This window comes from Streptomyces sp. 2323.1, from assembly GCF_900221035.1.
In the GTDB taxonomy this organism is placed as follows: Bacteria; Actinomycetota; Actinomycetes; order Streptomycetales; family Streptomycetaceae; genus Streptomyces; species Streptomyces sioyaensis.
The window spans coordinates 6,640,088-6,656,995 of the sequence record NZ_LT907981.1 but is presented as its reverse complement, the minus strand read 5'-3'; the positions used below and the strand labels follow the sequence as shown (position 1 = coordinate 6,656,995).

The 16,908-nt window shown below is 72.3% G+C and carries 13 protein-coding genes; 3 read left to right on the top strand and 10 right to left on the bottom strand.

What is annotated here, in order from left to right; genetic code table 11:
- Positions 1–87: 87 nt before the first annotated feature.
- The 7 genes from cobT to CPH93_RS28670 all read right to left on the bottom strand — a co-directional run bounded on the left by cobT (position 88) and on the right by CPH93_RS28670 (position 10,853).
- Complete coding sequence (cobT, locus tag CPH93_RS28700) at positions 88–4,263, bottom strand: nicotinate-nucleotide--dimethylbenzimidazole phosphoribosyltransferase (RefSeq protein ID WP_096214482.1); 4,176 nt, start codon at positions 4,261–4,263, stop codon at positions 88–90.
- A 236-nt stretch (positions 4,264–4,499) separates the two neighbouring features.
- On the bottom strand, positions 4,500–5,720 hold the full coding sequence (cbiE, locus tag CPH93_RS28695; protein WP_093482268.1) for a precorrin-6y C5,15-methyltransferase (decarboxylating) subunit CbiE: 1,221 nt from the start codon (positions 5,718–5,720) through the stop codon (positions 4,500–4,502).
- Between the two features lie 189 nt (positions 5,721–5,909).
- Positions 5,910–6,545 carry a GNAT family N-acetyltransferase gene (locus tag CPH93_RS28690; RefSeq protein WP_093482269.1) on the bottom strand — a complete coding sequence of 212 codons (636 nt, stop codon included), beginning with the start codon at positions 6,543–6,545 and terminating at the stop codon, positions 5,910–5,912.
- Positions 6,546–7,020: 475 nt separating this feature from the next.
- A complete protein-coding gene (locus tag CPH93_RS28685) occupies positions 7,021–7,902 on the bottom strand; it encodes a MetQ/NlpA family ABC transporter substrate-binding protein (protein WP_231976981.1) in 882 nt (293 codons plus the stop codon).
- 72 nt (positions 7,903–7,974) lie between these two features.
- Positions 7,975–8,709 (bottom strand): methionine ABC transporter permease, encoded by a 735-nt coding sequence (locus CPH93_RS28680; RefSeq protein ID WP_096214481.1) that lies wholly within the window; start codon positions 8,707–8,709, stop codon positions 7,975–7,977.
- Entirely contained in the window at positions 8,706–9,797 is a 1,092-nt protein-coding gene (locus CPH93_RS28675) for a methionine ABC transporter ATP-binding protein (RefSeq protein ID WP_093482271.1), read from the bottom strand. The genes CPH93_RS28680 and CPH93_RS28675 overlap by 4 nt, the downstream gene beginning before the upstream one ends.
- A gap of 411 nt (positions 9,798–10,208) precedes the next feature.
- The gene (locus tag CPH93_RS28670; RefSeq protein WP_093482272.1) at positions 10,209–10,853 is read right to left on the bottom strand and encodes an HAD family hydrolase; all 645 of its coding nucleotides are present in this window, start codon (positions 10,851–10,853) and stop codon (positions 10,209–10,211) included.
- A gap of 117 nt (positions 10,854–10,970) precedes the next feature.
- On the opposite strand from CPH93_RS28670, the gene CPH93_RS28665 reads away from it, so the two are divergent.
- Both CPH93_RS28665 and CPH93_RS28660 read left to right on the top strand, forming a co-directional pair.
- Positions 10,971–11,339 carry a hypothetical protein gene (locus CPH93_RS28665; protein WP_006607529.1) on the top strand — a complete coding sequence of 123 codons (369 nt, stop codon included), beginning with the start codon at positions 10,971–10,973 and terminating at the stop codon, positions 11,337–11,339.
- A complete protein-coding gene (locus CPH93_RS28660; RefSeq protein WP_093482274.1) occupies positions 11,332–11,802 on the top strand; it encodes a hypothetical protein in 471 nt (156 codons plus the stop codon). The genes CPH93_RS28665 and CPH93_RS28660 overlap by 8 nt, the downstream gene beginning before the upstream one ends.
- 47 nt (positions 11,803–11,849) lie before the next feature.
- Here CPH93_RS28660 and CPH93_RS28655 read toward each other — a convergent pair whose 3' ends face one another.
- Together CPH93_RS28655 and CPH93_RS28650 are read right to left on the bottom strand one after the other, a co-directional pair.
- Positions 11,850–12,392: a GNAT family N-acetyltransferase gene (locus CPH93_RS28655; RefSeq protein WP_093482275.1), complete on the bottom strand. Its 543-nt coding sequence runs from the start codon at positions 12,390–12,392 to the stop codon at positions 11,850–11,852.
- A gap of 315 nt (positions 12,393–12,707) precedes the next feature.
- Complete coding sequence (locus tag CPH93_RS28650; RefSeq protein ID WP_006607532.1) at positions 12,708–13,844, bottom strand: glycerophosphodiester phosphodiesterase; 1,137 nt, start codon at positions 13,842–13,844, stop codon at positions 12,708–12,710.
- A gap of 297 nt (positions 13,845–14,141) precedes the next feature.
- Between CPH93_RS28650 and CPH93_RS28645 the strand changes: the two genes are divergently transcribed.
- The gene (locus CPH93_RS28645; protein ID WP_093482276.1) at positions 14,142–14,810 is read left to right on the top strand and encodes a lysophospholipid acyltransferase family protein; all 669 of its coding nucleotides are present in this window, start codon (positions 14,142–14,144) and stop codon (positions 14,808–14,810) included.
- Between the two features lie 73 nt (positions 14,811–14,883).
- On the opposite strand, the gene CPH93_RS28640 is transcribed toward CPH93_RS28645, so the two are convergent.
- Complete coding sequence (locus tag CPH93_RS28640; RefSeq protein WP_093482277.1) at positions 14,884–16,854, bottom strand: bifunctional metallophosphatase/5'-nucleotidase; 1,971 nt, start codon at positions 16,852–16,854, stop codon at positions 14,884–14,886.
- Positions 16,855–16,908: the final 54 nt, after the last annotated feature.

Sequence of the window (16,908 nt, the reverse complement as noted above, 5' to 3'; positions counted from 1 at the left end):
GTACGGCCGGGGTGGCGGGTAAGGCCCCGGCCCACAGCCTATGGGGCTGCGGGCCGGGGGTCATGCGGGGGCGGGCGGCTGCTCCGCTCAGATCTTCTCGGTGACTCCGGCGGAGTCGAAGGTCGCGACCTCGTGCATGGCGCGGGCGGCGCTCTGCACCACGGGGAGCGCCAGCAGGGCGCCGGTGCCCTCGCCGAGGCGCAGATCGAGGTCGACCAGCGGACGCAGGCCCAGCTTGTTCAGGGCCGCGACATGGCCCGGCTCGGCGCTGCGGTGGCCGGCGATGCAGGCGGCCAGCGCCTCGGGGGCGATGGCGCGGGCCACGAGTGCGGCGGCGCCGGCGCTCACCCCGTCGAGGATCACCGGCGTACGCAGCGAGGCGCCGCCGAGGATCAGGCCGACCATGGCCGCGTGCTCCAGGCCGCCGATCGCGGCGAGGACGCCGATCGGGTCGGCCGGGTCGGGCTGGTGCAGCTCCAGGGCGCGGCGGACCACCTCGACCTTGCGGGCGTGCGTCTCGTCGTTGATGCCGGTGCCGCGGCCGGTGACCTCGGCCGCATCGACGCCGGTGTAGACGGCGATCAGCGCGGCGGAGGTGGTGGTGTTGGCGATGCCCATCTCGCCGGTGAGCAGCGCCTTGTTGCCGGCCGCGACGAGATCGCGGGCGGTGTCGATACCGACCTCGATCGCCTTGAGCACGTCCTCCTGGGTCATCGCCGGGCCCGCCGTGAAGTCGGCGGTGCCGGGGCGGACCTTGCGCGGCAGCAGCCCCGGGGTGGCGGGGAGGTCGCTCGCCACGCCGACGTCCACGACGCAGACCTCGGCGCCGACCTGGTGGGCGAAGGCGTTGCAGACCGCGCCGCCGCCCAGGAAGTTGGCGACCATCTGGCCGGTGACCTCCTGGGGCCAGGGGGTCACGCCCTGGGCGTGCACGCCGTGGTCACCGGCGAAGATCGCGACGGCGGCCGGCTCCGGGATCGGCGGCGGGCACTTGCGGGACAGTCCGCACAGCTGCGCGGAGATGATCTCCAGCATGCCCAGCGCCCCGGCGGGCTTGGTCATCCGCTTCTGCCGCTCCCAGGCCTCGCCGAGCGCCTTGGCGTCCAGCGGGCGGATGCCCTGCAAGGTCTCCTGGAGGAGGTCGTGCGGGCTCTCGCCGGGCAGCGCACGGCGGCCGTAGGTCTCCTCGTGGACGACCCAGGACAGCGGACGGCGCTTGGACCAGCCGGCCTGCAGCAGCTCGGGCTCTTCCGGGAACTCGTCGACGTAACCGACGCACAGGTAGGCGACGACTTCGAGGTGCTCGGGCAGGTCCAGTTCGCGGACCATCTCCCGCTCGTCGAAGAAGCTGACCCAGCCGACGCCCAGGCCCTCGGCGCGGGCGGCGAGCCAGAGGTTCTCGACGGCGAGCGCGGAGGAGTACGGGGCCATCTGCGGCTGGGTGTGCCGGCCGAGGGTGTGCCGGCCGCCACGGGTCGAGTCGGCGGTGACGACGATGTTGACCGGCGTCTCCAGGATCGCCTCGATCTTCAGCTCGCGGAACTGCTTGGCGCGCGCCTTGGGCAGCGACTTGGCGTACGCCTCGCGCTGCTGCATGGCGAGCTGGTGCATCTTCTCGCGGGTCTCGGCCGAGCGGATGACGACGAAGTCCCAGGGCTGGGAGTGGCCGACGCTGGGAGCGGTGTGGGCCGCCTCCAGGACGCGCAGCAGCACATCGTTGGGGATCGGGTCGCTGCGGAAACCGTTGCGGATGTCGCGGCGTTCGCGCATCACGCGGTGTACGGCGGCGCGCTCGGAGTCGTCGTAGCCGGCGGCGGGGGACGCGTCGGCCGGGGCGTCGGCAGCGTCGCCGTCGGGCGCCGTTGCGGACTGCTGTGCTCCGGTCGGCTGCGGCTGGTCGCCGTCCTGGTCGTCGTCCTCGCCGAGCTGGACGAGGGCGGTGGCGTCCTGCTGCTGGGGCATGTCGTCGGGGGCGGCGGCCGGGGCGTCGGGGGCGGGTGCGGGTACGGCCGTCGCGGGCTGCTCGCCGGACGCCTGGGCGGGGATGTGGACTACGACGGGTGGGGGCTCGGGGAGCGGGGCGGCGGGGCCGGCGTGCTCAGCGGGCTCGTCGGTCGTGGGGGTCACGGGCGTCTCGTCCGTGGTGGCGCTCGCTTCGGGCCCGGCGGTCTCGTCCGTCCCGGCGGTCCCGTCGGGTGCAGGGGCCGGGGCGGGTGCGGCGGGGGCAGTGTCCGGGGCCGCATCGGCCGTGGGGGTGGCCGGTTCGGCGGGGCTCTCGGCACCGTCCGCTGCGGGCTGCTGCCCGGCAACGGTGTCCGGGCCCTGCGGCGCGGCGGCCGGGGCGGGGGCCTCGGCGGTCTGCTGCCCTGCGGCATCGGCGGGGGCACCGGGCTGCGGCTGCCCGGCGGCCGGCTGCTGCGTCTCGGGCGGCTCTATGACGGCCTGTTCCGGGGGCGCGGCCTCCTCGGATACGGGGAGGGCAACGGAATCCTCGGGCACGGCGGCCGGCTCCGGGGTGGCTACGGGCCCGGCCACGGGGAGATCGCCGGCGGCCTCGGCCGCGGGAGCCTCGCCCGGGGCGGCCTCCGTCCCGGGCTCCGGCTGGGTCGCCTCGACGGCGGGGGCCGGTTCGACGGGCTGCGGCTGGTCGGCGGGCTGCTGCGGCTGGTCGGTGGTCACAGGCACGTGGGCGGCCTCGGGTACGTCGGTGGCCTCGGGCACGGCGCCGGCCGGACCGTCGTCGGCGGGCTGTACGGGCTGCGGTGCCGGTGTCACGTCGACAGGGGCGGCCGGTGCCTCGGCGGCCGGCTGGTCCGCTTCGGGTTCGGCGGGCTCAGCGGGCTCAGCGGACTGCACGACCTCGTCGGCCGCGGCGGGGGCGGGGCTCCCGACGGACTGTGCCTGCGCCTCGGGCTCGGCTCCGGCCTCGGCGCTCCCATCCTGGTCCACGGCCTGCTGCGGGACGTCCGTGGCCAAGGCCTCGGGCTGCTGGACCACCGCGGCGGCGTCCTGAGCGGGCTCGTCCTGAGCAGGGGCGTCCGGCGCAACGGCATCGGCACCGGGGGCCTCCGCTACGGCGGCAACCGGTGCCGTGGCTTCCGCTACGGCGCCTTCCGCCCCGGCCGTTCCGTCCTGCCCCGGCGCCGCCGCATCCGGCTGCGCCTCCACCGTCACATCCTGCGGCTGCGCGGGCGCATCGGCCTGTTCACCCGGCACGGCCCCGGGGACGTCCGCAACGACGGACGCGGCATCGGCGGGCTGCGCGGCGGTCTCGGCGGGCAGCGGCTGCGGCTGCTCGGTGGGCAGTGCTGCGTCCTGCGGAACGGGCTGCGCGGCCTCGGGTGCGGTGGGCATCTCGGGGGCGACCGTTTCTGCAACCCCGTCCGACGCAGCCTGGGCCGAGGGCTCGCTCAACGGCGTCACCTGCGACGGGATCTCGCCGAGCTGCGGACCGGGCAACGGGCCCTGGCCCGCTGCCCCGTAGGTCTGCTCGGCGGACAACTGGCCCTCGTAGGGCTGCCCGCCGTACGACGGCGCCGCGAAGCCCTGCGCCGCCGCGTCCCCGAACTGCTGCCCGGGATGGGCTCCGCCGGCCGGCGGGCCCGCCATGGCCTCGGGGCCCCCGGCCGGGGCGTCGAAGTACTCCGGGCCGCCGGTGGGCGGTTCCACCTGCGGCGCGACGGACTGCGCGGGCGCTTCCGCCGGTCCGCGGTCGGCCAGCGAACGGACCACGCCGCCGGTCGCGTCGGGCACCGGCGGGCCCATGTGCAGCGGACGGCGCGGGGGCGTGGCGGGGGCGGCCGCACGGGCCCGGTCCTGCTGCTGGGGTGCCGCGGGCTGCGGAATGCGGACGGCGCCGAGGTCGACGGAACCGGAATCCCGGCCGCCGCTCTCATGGTCACCGGCCTGGGCGGGCAACGGCTCGAAGCCGGTGGCCCCCTGGGCGGCCGCGTCATACGGGGCGCCCTGCGGAAGCTGCTGGTCCGGGCCCTGGTGGGTCTCCTGGGGCTGCGGGAGCGGCTGGGGTGCCGGCTGCTCGCTCCAGGCGCCCTGGGCGCCCGGCATCAGCAGCAGATCGTCGTCCTCGACGGCGCCGTCGGGCTGGTCGACATAGGGGTATTCGCCCGGAGGAGGCACCATGCCCGGCTGCGGGGCCGGTCCGGCATCGGCAGGAGAGGGAGCGGCCGCCGGCTGCGGCTGCCCGGGATGTCCGCCTGCGTTCTCCGGCTGACCCTCGCCCGGGACCTGGCCGGTGTCGGTCATGCGTACCCCTCGCCCATTGGTAGTGCTCCTTCCAACCGCTCGTGCGACGCGCTCGACCGGGGCGCGCCGACGCCCCGATAGCTAGAACGAGCGAGCGCGCCTCTCGGCACGTCCGCTCTCCAGAGCTTCATATTCCGCCAAAACCACGGCATTTTCCGGATATTGACGTACGAAGCCGAACGCGGAACGGCGGCGCAACGATCCGCCAGCCTACCTCGCGCGGGTTGCCGTGCTGGTCATGGGTGAGAAACGCGATAGCCGCTCAGCAAAAACACCACGGACCGCTCGCGTTCGACCCAGGCGGAAGTGTCCAGGTCGACGGATTGCAGCAAGGCGCACTCGACGTCGTAGCCGCCGTTCGCCAGCGCCCGGCCGAGCGTTTCGGCCTCGTCGCGGGTGGCCGCGTGGGTGACGATGCGTTCGGGACGGCGGGCCGCGCACGCGGTGACGACCTCCGCTCCCCCGCCGCCGACCCGGATGACATCGGGTTCCGGCAGGTCCTCCAGGATCTGCGGCGCCCGGCCGTGCACGACCTGGAGTTGGACGCCGTGCCGGCGGGCGAGGGCGGCGGTGCGCCCGCAGGCGTCCGCGTCGGCGTCCACCGCGATGACCGCGGCACCGAAACGCGCGGCCTCCACCGCGGCGGCCCCGACGCCCGCCCCGATGTCCCAGACCAGGTCGCCCACCTGCGGCCCGAGGCGCGCGAGTTGTGCGGTGCGCAACTGGACGGACTCCCCCTCGCCGAGGACACCGCCGTACGCACCGGCCGGAAGTCCCCAGCCGCGCGGGCCCGTCGGATGACCCACCTCGCGGCCGGCGATCCAGCCGGTCCCCTGAGCCGCCGCGCCGCCGGGCGAACCGCCCACCACAATCACGACATTGGGGTCACGCCAGACATGGTCGGCGACCTTGTCCGATGTGAGTACCGTCACCCGCTCCCGGTCGGTGCCCAGGTCCTCACAGATGACGAAGGTGCGGTGGACGCCGCCGAGCAGCAGGGCGAGTTCGGCCGGCCCGGCGCCGGGCGAGGTGAGAACCGCCACCTTGGTGTGGGCGCGGCAGACGTTCACCGCGCGGCGCAGATCGCGGCTGTGCGCGACCACGACCTGGGCGTCGTCCCAGGGCATTCCCGCCCGGGCGAAGGCGGCCGCGACGGAGGAGACGGCCGGTACGACCTCCACCTCCAGACCGTGCTCGGGTGCCCGCAGGGTGCGTACGACGCCGAAGAAGCCGGGGTCACCGTCGGCGAGCACGACGGCGGTGCCGCGGTGCTGGGCGATCCGGCGGGCGGCCAGGGTCACGCTGCCGAGCCGGATCCGCTCGGCGTGCGGCGGGACTTCGGGCAGTGCGAGGTGGTGGGCGGCGCCGGCCACGAGGGTGGCGGCGCCGAGGGCGGAGCGGGCGGCGGCGGTCAGCGGAGAGCCGTCCCATCCGATCACCGTGACCCGGTCGGCCATGCTCGTCAGTCTCCTGGGGCTGCTGTGGTTACGCGGGCAGCGGCGGCTGCGGGGCGGCCGCAGGCTGGTGGCACTGCCGCCGTGGTCCGCTGATCCGCGCTGGTCGCGCAGGTGCGCGGCAGGCCGAGGGTACCCCGAGAGGTACGGACCTGCGTGCGGGTGTGGGCCGGTTGCCCGCGGGACAGCGGGTCAGTTCCACTCGGGGTAGGTGAATCCGTTCGCGTCCGCGAGCCGGCCGGGGACCCCGTCGAGGTCCTCGGGCAGCAGGCTCCACACGATCAGGTCGGTGCGGATGTCCGCCCAGCCGCCGTCCTCCGTGCGGCTACGGGCTATCCAGGCATTGCGCAGCACGCCCTCGCTGATACAGCCGATCTTCTGGGCGACCTGCTGGGACGCGGTGTTGCCCGCCGCGGTACGCAGCTCCAGACGCTCGAACTTCTGGTCGTGGAAGACCCACTGGGCGGTGGCGAGCGCCGCCTCGGACGCATAGCCCTCGCCGCGGGCCCAGGAAGCGACGATGTAGGAGAGCTCGGTGGAGCGCAGCCGCCAGTCGGTGTTGGTCAGCTGGACCACGCCGACCAGGCGCTGGGTGAGGAACTCGGTGACGGCGAAGTCGACTCCGCGGCCGGCGGTGCGTTCGGCGGGCGCGTACTCGGCGACCCAGGTGCGGGCGGCGGCCCGGGTGTACGGCTGGGGGGCCACGGTCCAGGCCGCGACGAGTTCATCGTTCATCATGTCGGCCAGCGACGGCACATCGGCCTCTTCGAGAGGGCGCAGCACCAACCGGTCCGTGCTGATGGAGATGTCCGGAAAGGTGGATGTCATGCCGCTGCTCCAACGCCGTTGACCGTGGGGTTCCGGGACGTCGCGGGCTGTTTCCGCGCGAGGTCACGGGCCGTCTTGACCGTCTTGAATGCACCAGCATGCAGCATGGGCCGTGGGCTGTGCCACGCGCGTGGGCCCCGGCCGCGCGCTCGGCGGTCCGGGGTCCGGGGGGTGTCCGTGCGGCCGGCCATCCTTCGGTGACCTGCGGAGACGTGAGGGTGGTGGGGGCTGGCGGCCCGGGGAAGCGGGGGCTGCCGCTCAGGGGATGGGGGGCGGCAGCCGTACGTCTGTAGCTGCTCGGCTCCGAAGGGGCGGTAGGTCTGGACCCGCCCACCCCGGAAGCGGCCGCACGTCTACAGCTGCCAACTCCCGAAGGGGCCGTACGTCTGCACCCGCCCCCGCAGCAACCGCACCTCTACACCCGCCCACCCCCCGAAGGGGGGTGGGCGGCGGGGAAAAATACGGAGGCCGAAGCTCAGCCCTTGGCAGGCCCGAAAGCCGGAATGACCGACCCGTCCTTGTACTTGTCCTCGATGAACTTCTTGACCTCGGGGGAGTTCAGCAGCTTGGCCAGCTTCTTGATCCGCGGGTCGTTCTCGTTGCCCTTCTTGACGGCGAGGAAGTTGGCGTAGGGGTTGTCCTTCGCCTTCTCCAGGGCCAGCGCGTCCTTGGAGGGCTTGAGCTGCGCGCCGATGGCGAAGTTGCCGTTGATGACCGCGGCGTCGACGTCGTCGATGCGCGGCGCGGTCTGCGCGGCCTCCAGCTCGGTGATTTTGACGCCCTTGTCGTCCTTGACGTCGGTCAGCTTGGCGTCGGAGCCGACGCCGGGCTTGAGGGTGATCACCCCGTTGTCGGCGAGCAGCTTGAGCGCACGGCCCTCGTTGGAGGGGTCGTTGGGGACCGAGACGGTGCTGCCGGACTTGAGGTCCGAGAGCTTGTGGATCTTCTTGGAGTAGACGCCCAGCGGCTCGATGAGGACGTTCTGGACGGGCACGATGTGCGTGCCGTTCTCCTTGTTGAAGGTGTCCAGGAACGGCTTGTGCTGGAAGAAGTTGGCGTCTACCTGGCCGTCGTCGGTGACCTTGTTGGGGATCTTGTAGTCGTTGAACGGCTTGACGACCAGCTTGAGGCCTACCTTGGCCGCCAGCTTGTTCTTGACGAAGTCGAGGATGGCGCCGTGGGGGGTGGGGCTCGCGGCGACGACCAGGGGCGCGTTCTTGTCACCCTTGTCGCTGCTGGCGGTGGTGTCGGAGGGGGCCGAGCAGGCGCTCGCGCCGAGGGCGACGGCGGAGGCGGCCGCGACGGCCACGGTGATCTTGATGGTGTTGCGCACGAAGAGTGCCTCTTTCTTGTTCACACACGGGGGTTCGTGTGCGGTGTCCGCCCGGCAAAGGGTCCGGGCTCTTGGGCGGAGCGGGTGGCTCCGGGATCAGGCGGCTTCCGTGACGGCAACCGGCTCCTCGGCGCGGGTGCGGCGCAGGCCGACGCGCAGGGAGGAGGCACGGCCGCCGCGCTGGGCGAGCCGGCGGACGACGACGTCGCCGAGTATCTGAACGAGGGTGACCAGGAGGATCAGCTCCACCACGGTGGCGATCATCAGCGAGGTCTCGTACTGCTGGTAGCCATAGGTGTAGGCGAGGTTGCCCAGACCGCCGCCGCCGACCGCACCGGCGATCGCGGAGTAGCCGATCAGCTGGATGACCAGGGTGGTGACGCCCGCGATCAGCGCGGGCAGCGCCTGCGGGAGCAGCACCTTGAAGACGATGGTCCAGGTGCCGCCGCCCATGGCGTGGGCGGCCTCGACCAGTCCGTGGTCGACCTCACGCAGCGCGGCCTCCACCAGCCGGGCGAAGAACGGGATGGCGGCGAGGGCGAGCGGGACCACCGCGCCGGTGGGGCCGATGGAGACGCCGACGAGGAGCCGGGTGAAGGGGATCAGCACGACGATCAGGATCAGGAACGGGAAGGACCGCCCGATGTTCACGATCGCGCCGAGCACCTTGTTCACCACGACGTTCTGCAGGACGGCGCCGCGCTGGGTCAGATGCAGCAGCACCCCGACCGGGATGCCGATGAGCACCGCGTAGAACGTCGACCACCACACCATGAAGAGGGTGTCGAGCGTGTTGTCGTACAACAGCGGCTGCATCTCGTTCCAGGTCACTTGGCACCTTCCTTCTGCAGCGCGCCGGCGGCCGCCGGGGTCACCGCGTCGTCGACGGCTTCGGCGGTCCCGCCGGTGGCACCGGCCACGTCGGCAACATCAACCTGCAGCCCCTGCTCCCGCAGGAACCCGATGGGGACCACGTTCTCCTCGAAGCGGCCGGGGAGCTCGATGCGCATCCGGCCGACCTGCTTGCCGCCGACGGTGTCCATGGCGGCGCCGAGGATCGAGATGTCGACGTTGTAGGTGCGCGACAGCTCGGAGATCACCGGGCGGGTGGCGGCCGCGCCGTGGAAGGTGATGTCGACGACGGTGCGGTCGTCGGCCGAGGGCTCGCCGCCGACCGGGAACAGCTCCCGGGCCAGCTCGGAGCCGGGGGTGGCCAGCAGTTCGGCGACGGTGCCCTGCTCGACGACGCGGCCGTTCTTCATCAGCGCGGCCGAGTCGCAGATCGTCTTGACGACGTCCATCTCGTGCGTGATGAGCACGATGGTCAGGCCCAGCTTGCGGTTGAGGTCGCGCAGCAGCTGGAGGATGGAGCGGGTGGTCTCCGGGTCCAGGGCGCTGGTGGCCTCGTCGGAGAGCAGCACCTTGGGGTCGCCGGCCAGCGCGCGGGCGATGCCGACGCGCTGCTTCTGGCCGCCGGAGAGCTGGGCGGGGTAGGCCTTGGCCTTGTCGGCGAGGCCGACCAGGTCCAGCAGCTCCAGCGCCTTGCGGGAGCGCTCCCGGCGGTCGACCTTGAGGATCTCCAGCGGCAGTTCGACGTTGTCCTGGACGGTGCGCGAGGACAGCAGGTTGAAGTGCTGGAAGACCATCCCGATGTGGCTGCGGGCGGCGCGCAGCGGTGCGCTCGCGCGCTGGCCGCGGCCGGCGAGGGAGGTCAGCTCCTGGCCGGCGACGGTGACCGTGCCGGAGGTGGGGCGCTCCAGGAGGTTGAGGCAGCGGATGAGGGTGGATTTACCGGCGCCGCTCTGGCCGATGACGCCGTACACCTCGCCCTCGCGGACGTGCAGATCGACGCCGTCCAGGGCGGTGACTTCGCGGTCTCCTGAACGGTAGACCTTGGTCAGGCCCGTAGTGGTGATCACAGGGGAATTCCGTCACTGTCGAGTGCTCGGCGGCTCGGCCGCCGGGGCACGGGGCATTCTTGCGAGTGCGGCAGGGGGGAACGGGCGCGGTGGCGGGCGCGGGGCCCGGCTGCGGGTTCCGGTGACGCGGGGCGGCCGGATTCCGTCGGCGACGGAGGCACGGCGCGGTGGGGGTCCACCCTGCTCATCAAGAGCTCGAGGGAGGGTCTCACTTCGGGGCGCGAGCTTAGGCGGGGGCCCTCAGCGGTCACACATTCGACACATGCAACGAGCACCGGACGTCGGATACGTCTCGGTCGCAGGGGTGCGGTAGCTCGTCGTGGTCATGGCGGCAAGTAAACCAGACAGGCGTGCGGGCCGATCAAGCCAGTCCGTATAGCGGACATGCCTGACCGACCCGTGGACAAGGCGCTAGCGCGCGATGGTGATCTCCACCGATCCGTCCGTGGCCTGCGCGGATACCGCCGAGAGGTCGGGGACCACGATGTCCGCCGACAGCTCCTCGGCGCGGTGCGTTGTGGCCAACGCCACGGTCACCATTCCGGCCGCGCGGCCCGCCGCCAGCCCGACGGGGGCGTCCTCGAAGACCACACAGCGGGCCGGGTCCGCCCCCAGCCGCGCGGCGGCCAGCAGGAACGGCTCCGGGTCCGGCTTGCCCCGGCTGATGTCATCGGCGGCGATCAGGTTCTTGGGCCGGATCCCGGCCTGGCCCAGCCGGGCCTCGGCCAGCCGCTGCGTGGCCGAGGTGACCACGGCCCACCGCTCGGCGGGCAGGCTCTCCAGCAGGGCGAGGGTGCCGGGCAGCGCCACCACTCCCCCGGCGTCCTCGACCTCCAGCTGCTCGATCCGGGCCACCGCCGCCGGTACGAGGTCCGCAGGCAGCAGATCGGCGACTATCTCCGCGGCCGGACGGCCGTGCAGCGCGACCCGGGCGAAGTCCTCCTCGGTGACGCCGTACTCCTTCGCCCACCGGGACCAGCAGCGGTACACGGACTCCAGGGAGGAGATGAGGGTGCCGTCATTGTCGAAAAGGAGCGCATCAGCGGTGATCTTCATACTTCAGGAGCGTACGTGCCACGGTGGGGCCGGACGCGGCCGCCCGCCCCCGGGCGATTAGCATCACCCCATGCTCCACAACCCCACGGCGCACCGGTATGCCGCCCGGAGGCCCCGGTGATCGACGCGCTGACGATCGCGGTCGCGGTGGCCGCTCTCGCCCTCGCCTCCTGGTGCGGCTTCGCCGCGTTCCGTGACCAGCCCACCAAGGACTGGCACTTCATCGGCATGGCCCTGGTGTCGCTGCTCGGCATCGTCCAACTGGTCATCGCCGTCGTGCAGTTGGCGGGCGGACACTCGCCGGACAAGGGCACCGCGCTCTTCGTGGCGTATCTGCTCGGGGCGGCCGCCTGTGTCCCCGCGACCGGGTTCATGTCGCTCTCGGAGCGCACCCGCTGGGGTTCGGCCACCGCTGCCGCGGGCGCCGTGGTGCTGGCCGTACTGGAAGTGCGGCTGTTCGACATCTGGGGAGGCGGCAGTGCCTGAGACCACGGCAGCTACAGCGGCGGACGGCACCACGGGCGCCGCCCCGGCGAAGCGTTCCCTGGGCACCGGCCCCGGACGGCTGCTGGTCGCGCTCTACGGCGTCTTCACCGTCGCGGCCGCGTCCCGCTCGCTCTACCAGCTCCTCGCCCAGTTCGACCGGGCCCCGCTCGCGTACGGCCTCTCGGCCCTCTCCGCGATCGTCTACGGGTTCATCCTCTTCTCGCTGGTGCGCGGCGGTGAGGGCGCCCGCCGGGCCGCGCTGGCCTGCTGTGCGCTGGAGCTGCTCGGGGTGCTCGGCATCGGCACCTGGACGCTGCTCGACCCCTCCGCGTTCCCCGACGCCACCGTCTGGTCGGACTTCGGCATGGGCTATCTGTTCATCCCGGTCATCCTGCCCGTCACCGGGCTGCTGTGGCTGCGCCGGGCCCGTACGGAGCAGCCGGCCGACCGGGTACAGGACTGAAGGACGGGCCCGCCGCCGGGCCCGTCCCCCTGTCGTCCGCGTGTCCGCTACGCCTGCGCGGCGAGCTCGCCCACGCCGGGTCCGGAAGGCGCCGCCACCGGGGCGACGTCCGGACGGAACTCCTTCTCCAGCGTCACCACGCCCATCCGGGGGCCGATCTGCTCGGTGCTCACGGGCACATAGCCGTGGCTGCGGTAGAGCCGCAGATTGCCGTCGCTGCGGTGCCCGGTGAACAGCCGGAAGCGCAGGGCCGAGTGCTCCTCCGCGAGCCGCCGCTCCAGCGCGTCGAGCAGCCGTCCGCCCAGGCCGTGCCGCTGCATCCGCGGGTGCACGATGAGCTTTGCTATCCGCGCGGTGCCGTCCTCGTCGACCGTGCCGCGCACGGACCCGACCACCTCCTCGCCGAGCCTGGCGACGACGACGCAGCCCGCGCCCAGCTCGGCGCGCAGCGCCTCCAGCGTCTGGGTGAGCGGCTCGATGCCGTAGTCGTCGTACAGCGCGGCTTCCTGCTGGTAGCAGAGGTACTGGAGTTTGAGGATCTGCTCGGCGTCCTGGTCGGTCGCCGCAGAGATGGTCACACTCGTGCCCATGCGCCTATGCCTCCCCTATTCGGTTCGCTGGCCCGGGCGCGCTGAGGGTGGAAGGGGTGCGCCCGGAACGATGTGCCCTGACAGACGGCTCCGCGGGGTACCCGTCGCCGTCATGGCGTGGCTGACACTGCTCCTTCCGGACTCCCCGGAATGTGGCAGCGGCAATCTCCGCCGCGAGCATTCTGCGCAGGCGCATGGGGCAAACGGAACGTCGCCGAGCTCTCCTGTGACATTCCCAACTCAGATGAGAGTGGGGTGAGCTGGTGCCGGTCCGGGTGGCCGGGCCGCCGGCGCGGCGGCGGCCCGGCGCCCGGCTCAGTGCGTGCGGAACTCCGCGGCGGCCAGCAGCGCGGTGTCGCAGTTGTCGGAGAACAGACCGTCGAGACCGGTGCCCAGGAGCGCCTTGAAGTAGGCGAGGGAGTCGCCGTAGGCGTTCGGGTCGGAGCCGCGGCGGAAGTTCGTCGGCAGGAAGGTGTTCTCGTTGCGGACCGTGTACGGGTGCAGCACCAGTCCGGCGGCGTGGGCGTCCTTGACGACGGAGGTGGGCGTGCCGAGCTTGCCGTCCTTGTCCCGCGGGATGATCACCGTGAGGTCCGGACCGATGCCCTGGGCGAAGCCGGCGATCCACTTCAGGCCCTCGGGCTTGATCAGATCGGCGACCGTGCGCGGGTCGCCCGCCTCGACGAAGTCCCAGGGCCGGGTGTCGGGCGTGCCCAGCAGGACGATCTTCGGGCAGCCGACGAGCTTGCCCAGGCGCTGGAGGCTGCTGGGCTCGAAGGACTGCAGGAAGTTCGGGGAGTTCGTGCGGTGCCGGCCGTGCGCGCGCAGCGCCTTGGCCACCCGCTCCTCCAGCGGCAGGCCGAGCTTGCGGAAGTAGGTGGGGTGCTTGGTCTCGATGTGCAGCCAGACCCGGCGGCCCCGCTTGCGGCCCTCGCGTTCGGCCCACTGCAGGACCTCCTCGAAGGACGGCACCTCCCACCGGCCGTCATAGAGGGTGTTGTGCTGCCGGGTGCCCGGTATGCGCTCCTTGGCGCGCAGTGTCTTGAGCTCGGCGAGTGTGAAGTCCTCGGTGAACCAGCCGGTGAGCTTCACCCCGTCGACGGTCTTGGTGGTCTTGCGGTCCGCGAACTCGGGGTGCGCGGAGACATCGGTGGTGGCGGTGATGTCGTTCTCGTGACGGCAGACCAGGTGACCGTCCTTGGTGGGGACGAGGTCCTGTTCGATGACGTCCGCGCCCATGTCGAGGGCGAGTTGGTAGGAGCCGAAGGTGTGCTCGGGGCGGTAGCCGCTGGCACCGCGGTGGCCGATGATCAGCGGAACCGGCAGTTCCCGGGGCGCTCCGTCACGCCCGGCGGCGCTCGCCTGGCCGGCCCCGCCGAAGACCGCCGCCCCCGCACCGAGGGCCGCCGCCCCCAGTACCGTCCGCCGTCCCGGCTGCTCCCGCTTGTGCATACGCGCGCTCCTTGAAATGAGATGGTCTGTCGTCCTGCACGTGCTTCCGGGTGTTTTCCGGCGTGCGGTGAGGCGTGTTGCCCGCCGGCCCACGGAACCAGGCCGATCGTAAGCACGGACGGGTGACGCCGGGGAGACGGACGCGGACTTCGGGGGGAACATGGGCGGTAACACACGTCAACTGTGCGTATCGACCTTGTAAACCCGATGTGCGCGCGGGAGTGACCCGCGAGTATCGTCCTGGGCTGCAGAGTTCTGCGCCTGCTCGACGTTGACCACCACGACCCGGAGGGCCCGTTGTCCCGCATTGTGCTGAAGGCGATTCTCGGATTCGTCATGCGTGTCCTGTACCGCCCGGAGGTGGAGGGCATGGAGCGCATTCCGGCGACCGGACCGGTGATCCTGGCCGGGAACCACGTCACGTTCATCGACTCGCTGTTCCTGAGCCTGGTGGTCAAGCGCCCGGTGTACTTCATCGGCAAGGACGAGTACGTCACCGGCAAGGGCCTCAAGGGACGGGCGATGGCCTGGTTCTTCACCAGCGCCGGCATGATCCCGGTGGACAGGGACGGCGGGCACGGCGGGGTCGCCGCGCTGATGACCGGCCGCCGGATCCTGGAGGAGGGCAGCGTCTTCGGCATCTACCCCGAGGGCACCCGCTCCCCCGACGGCCGGCTCTACCGCGGCCGTACGGGCATCGCCCGCCTGACCCTGATGACCGGCGCGCCCGTCGTGCCGTTCGCGATGATCGGCACGGACAAGGTGCAGCCCGGCGGCAAGGGCCGCCCGCGCATCGCGCCGGTGACGGTGCGCTTCGGTGCACCGCTGGACTTCTCCCGCTACGACGGCATGGACCGCGACCGCTATGTGCTGCGGGCCGTCACCGACGAGGTGATGAGCGAGGTCATGGAGCTGTCCGGCCAGGAGTACGTCGACATCTACGCCACCAAGGCCAGGGCCGCCTGATCTCTCGGCGGTGCACCGGGCCCCTTCCGTTCCGCGGAGGGGGCCCGTTCGTGTGCGTGCCGGTCCGTGGAGATCAGCAGGGCACCCGGAAGCCGTCGGGGCCGCGCCGGCCCTCGGCACCGCCGGGCCGCGCCGTACGCAGCGCCGCCTCGGCCCGCGGGACCGGGCTGCCGTCGGCCTGGAGCAGCTGCTGGCGACGGACGACGGTGCCGGTGCGGGCGCCGGGCACCCCCGCGTTCTTGACCGACACCCGGTTCAACGGGGCGGGCGCCAGCTGCTTCTTGGTGCGGACGAAGGAGACGAAGCTCTCGAAGTCGCGGGTGTGCCGGACCGGTGCGGTGAATCCGGTGAAGGCGCTGAAGCCGTCCATGTTGATGAGGGTGTAGGAGGGGGCGGCGAGGCGGTAGCGGCGGGTGAGGTCGAGGGCGGTGCCGTCGATGAAGACGTCGGCCGGGTCGATCCGCCGGCCGACCGGCGCCGCGGCGTCGAAGGTGTAGCGGACGTTGGCGGAGACGGCCAGCGGCGAGTAGCCGAGGCCGCCGCCGGCGGTCGGCGCCCACTGCTCCTCCAGGGCGTCGTGGATCTGCCGGCCGGTGACGGTGACGGTCATGATCGGGTCGCCGAAGCCGACGGAGTTCCAGGCCTGCGCGAAGGTGACGGTGCCGTCGGACTCCTCGTCACGGATCAGATCGCCGGCGATCAGGGCCTGGCCGACGCGCGGTGCGACCGCGATGACGGCGAGGTCGGCGGGGGTGTTGGGGTACTGCGCGGGGTCGTCCATCGGGCCGTGCTCCTGCCGGCCCGCCCACAGGGCCCAGTCGGCCACGAGGTTGCCCATGGTGCTCTCCCCCGCGGCGTTGCGCCGCCGGGTGAAGGAGGCCGTCTGGGTGCCGAGGCGGCTGCGGGCGCGCCGGCTGCCGTAGTCCGCCCAGTAGCCGGCGATCGAGCGCAGCTCGGGGTCCGGCGTCACGTCGTGGGTGTTGGGGTGGTTGACGGAGGTGGTCAGCTCCCGGATCACCGAGCCGGTGTCGGGGTCGAGCCGCAGATTGATCTCGTTGATGAGCTGGCCGTAGCAGCCGGCCTCGACGAAGGGCCGGGGGTCGCCGTTGGGGTCGGGCAGCATCATCGTGAAGGCGCAGTGCCAGTGGCCGGTGACGATGGCGTCGATGTCCGGGGAAGCGCGCAGCGCCAGTTCGTAAGCGGGCCCCGAGGGGTTCTTGCCGCTGGAGAAGTCGCTGCCGGCCACGGCTCCGTCGTGCATGCTGAGCACGATCGCGTGGACGCCGCGTGACTTGAGCTCCGCGGCGCAGCGGTTGGCGGTCTCCAGCTCGTCCAGGGTGCGCAGTCCCGGCTGGTAGGAGCCGGGGAAGGACTCGGTGCCGATAGCGGTCAGATGGATGAAGCCGACCGGCAGCCGGCGGCCGCCGCCGGCGTCCACGTGCACGATGTTGTACGGCGGCAGCACCAGTTCGCCGTTGGAGCGCCACACCATGTTGGCGCTGTAGTAGGGGAACTCGGCGCCACGGAAGCGGCGGCCGGTGGAGTCCGTGAAGTCGTCGTCGCGGCCGACCGTCGGGTAGCCGTCGCCGTCCTCCATGTGCGCGGTGAGGAAGGTCGCGGACTTGTCGAACTCGTGGTTGCCGGCCGAGGCGAAGTCCAGGCCCATGGCGTTGAGCGCCTCGATGGTGGGCTCGTCGGCGAAGGCGGCGGCGTCGAACTCCCAGCCGGAGAAGAGGTCACCGGGGGCGAAGAAGACGGAGTTGCGGCGGCCGTCGCGCAGCCGCTCCAGGTGGGCGCCCATGGAGGCGACGCCGCCGACGGTGTAGGTCTTCCCGCCGGCTCCGGTGATGATCGAGTGGGCGCCGGGCGCGCCCTGCAGATAGCCGTGCAGGTCGGTGATGTTGAGGAGTTGGACGTCGACGTATTCGTCGGCGGTGGCCGCGTCGCGGGCGTGGCCGGTGGCGTAGGCGTTGCTGCCGATGGCGCTCGCCGTGGCGAGAGCCCCCGCGGCGGTGAAGAAGGAGCGTCGTCCGATGTCGCGCACTGCGTCACTCTCCTGAGCGGGCCGTCCGTGAGGGGACGACGGGAGAGTCAAGCA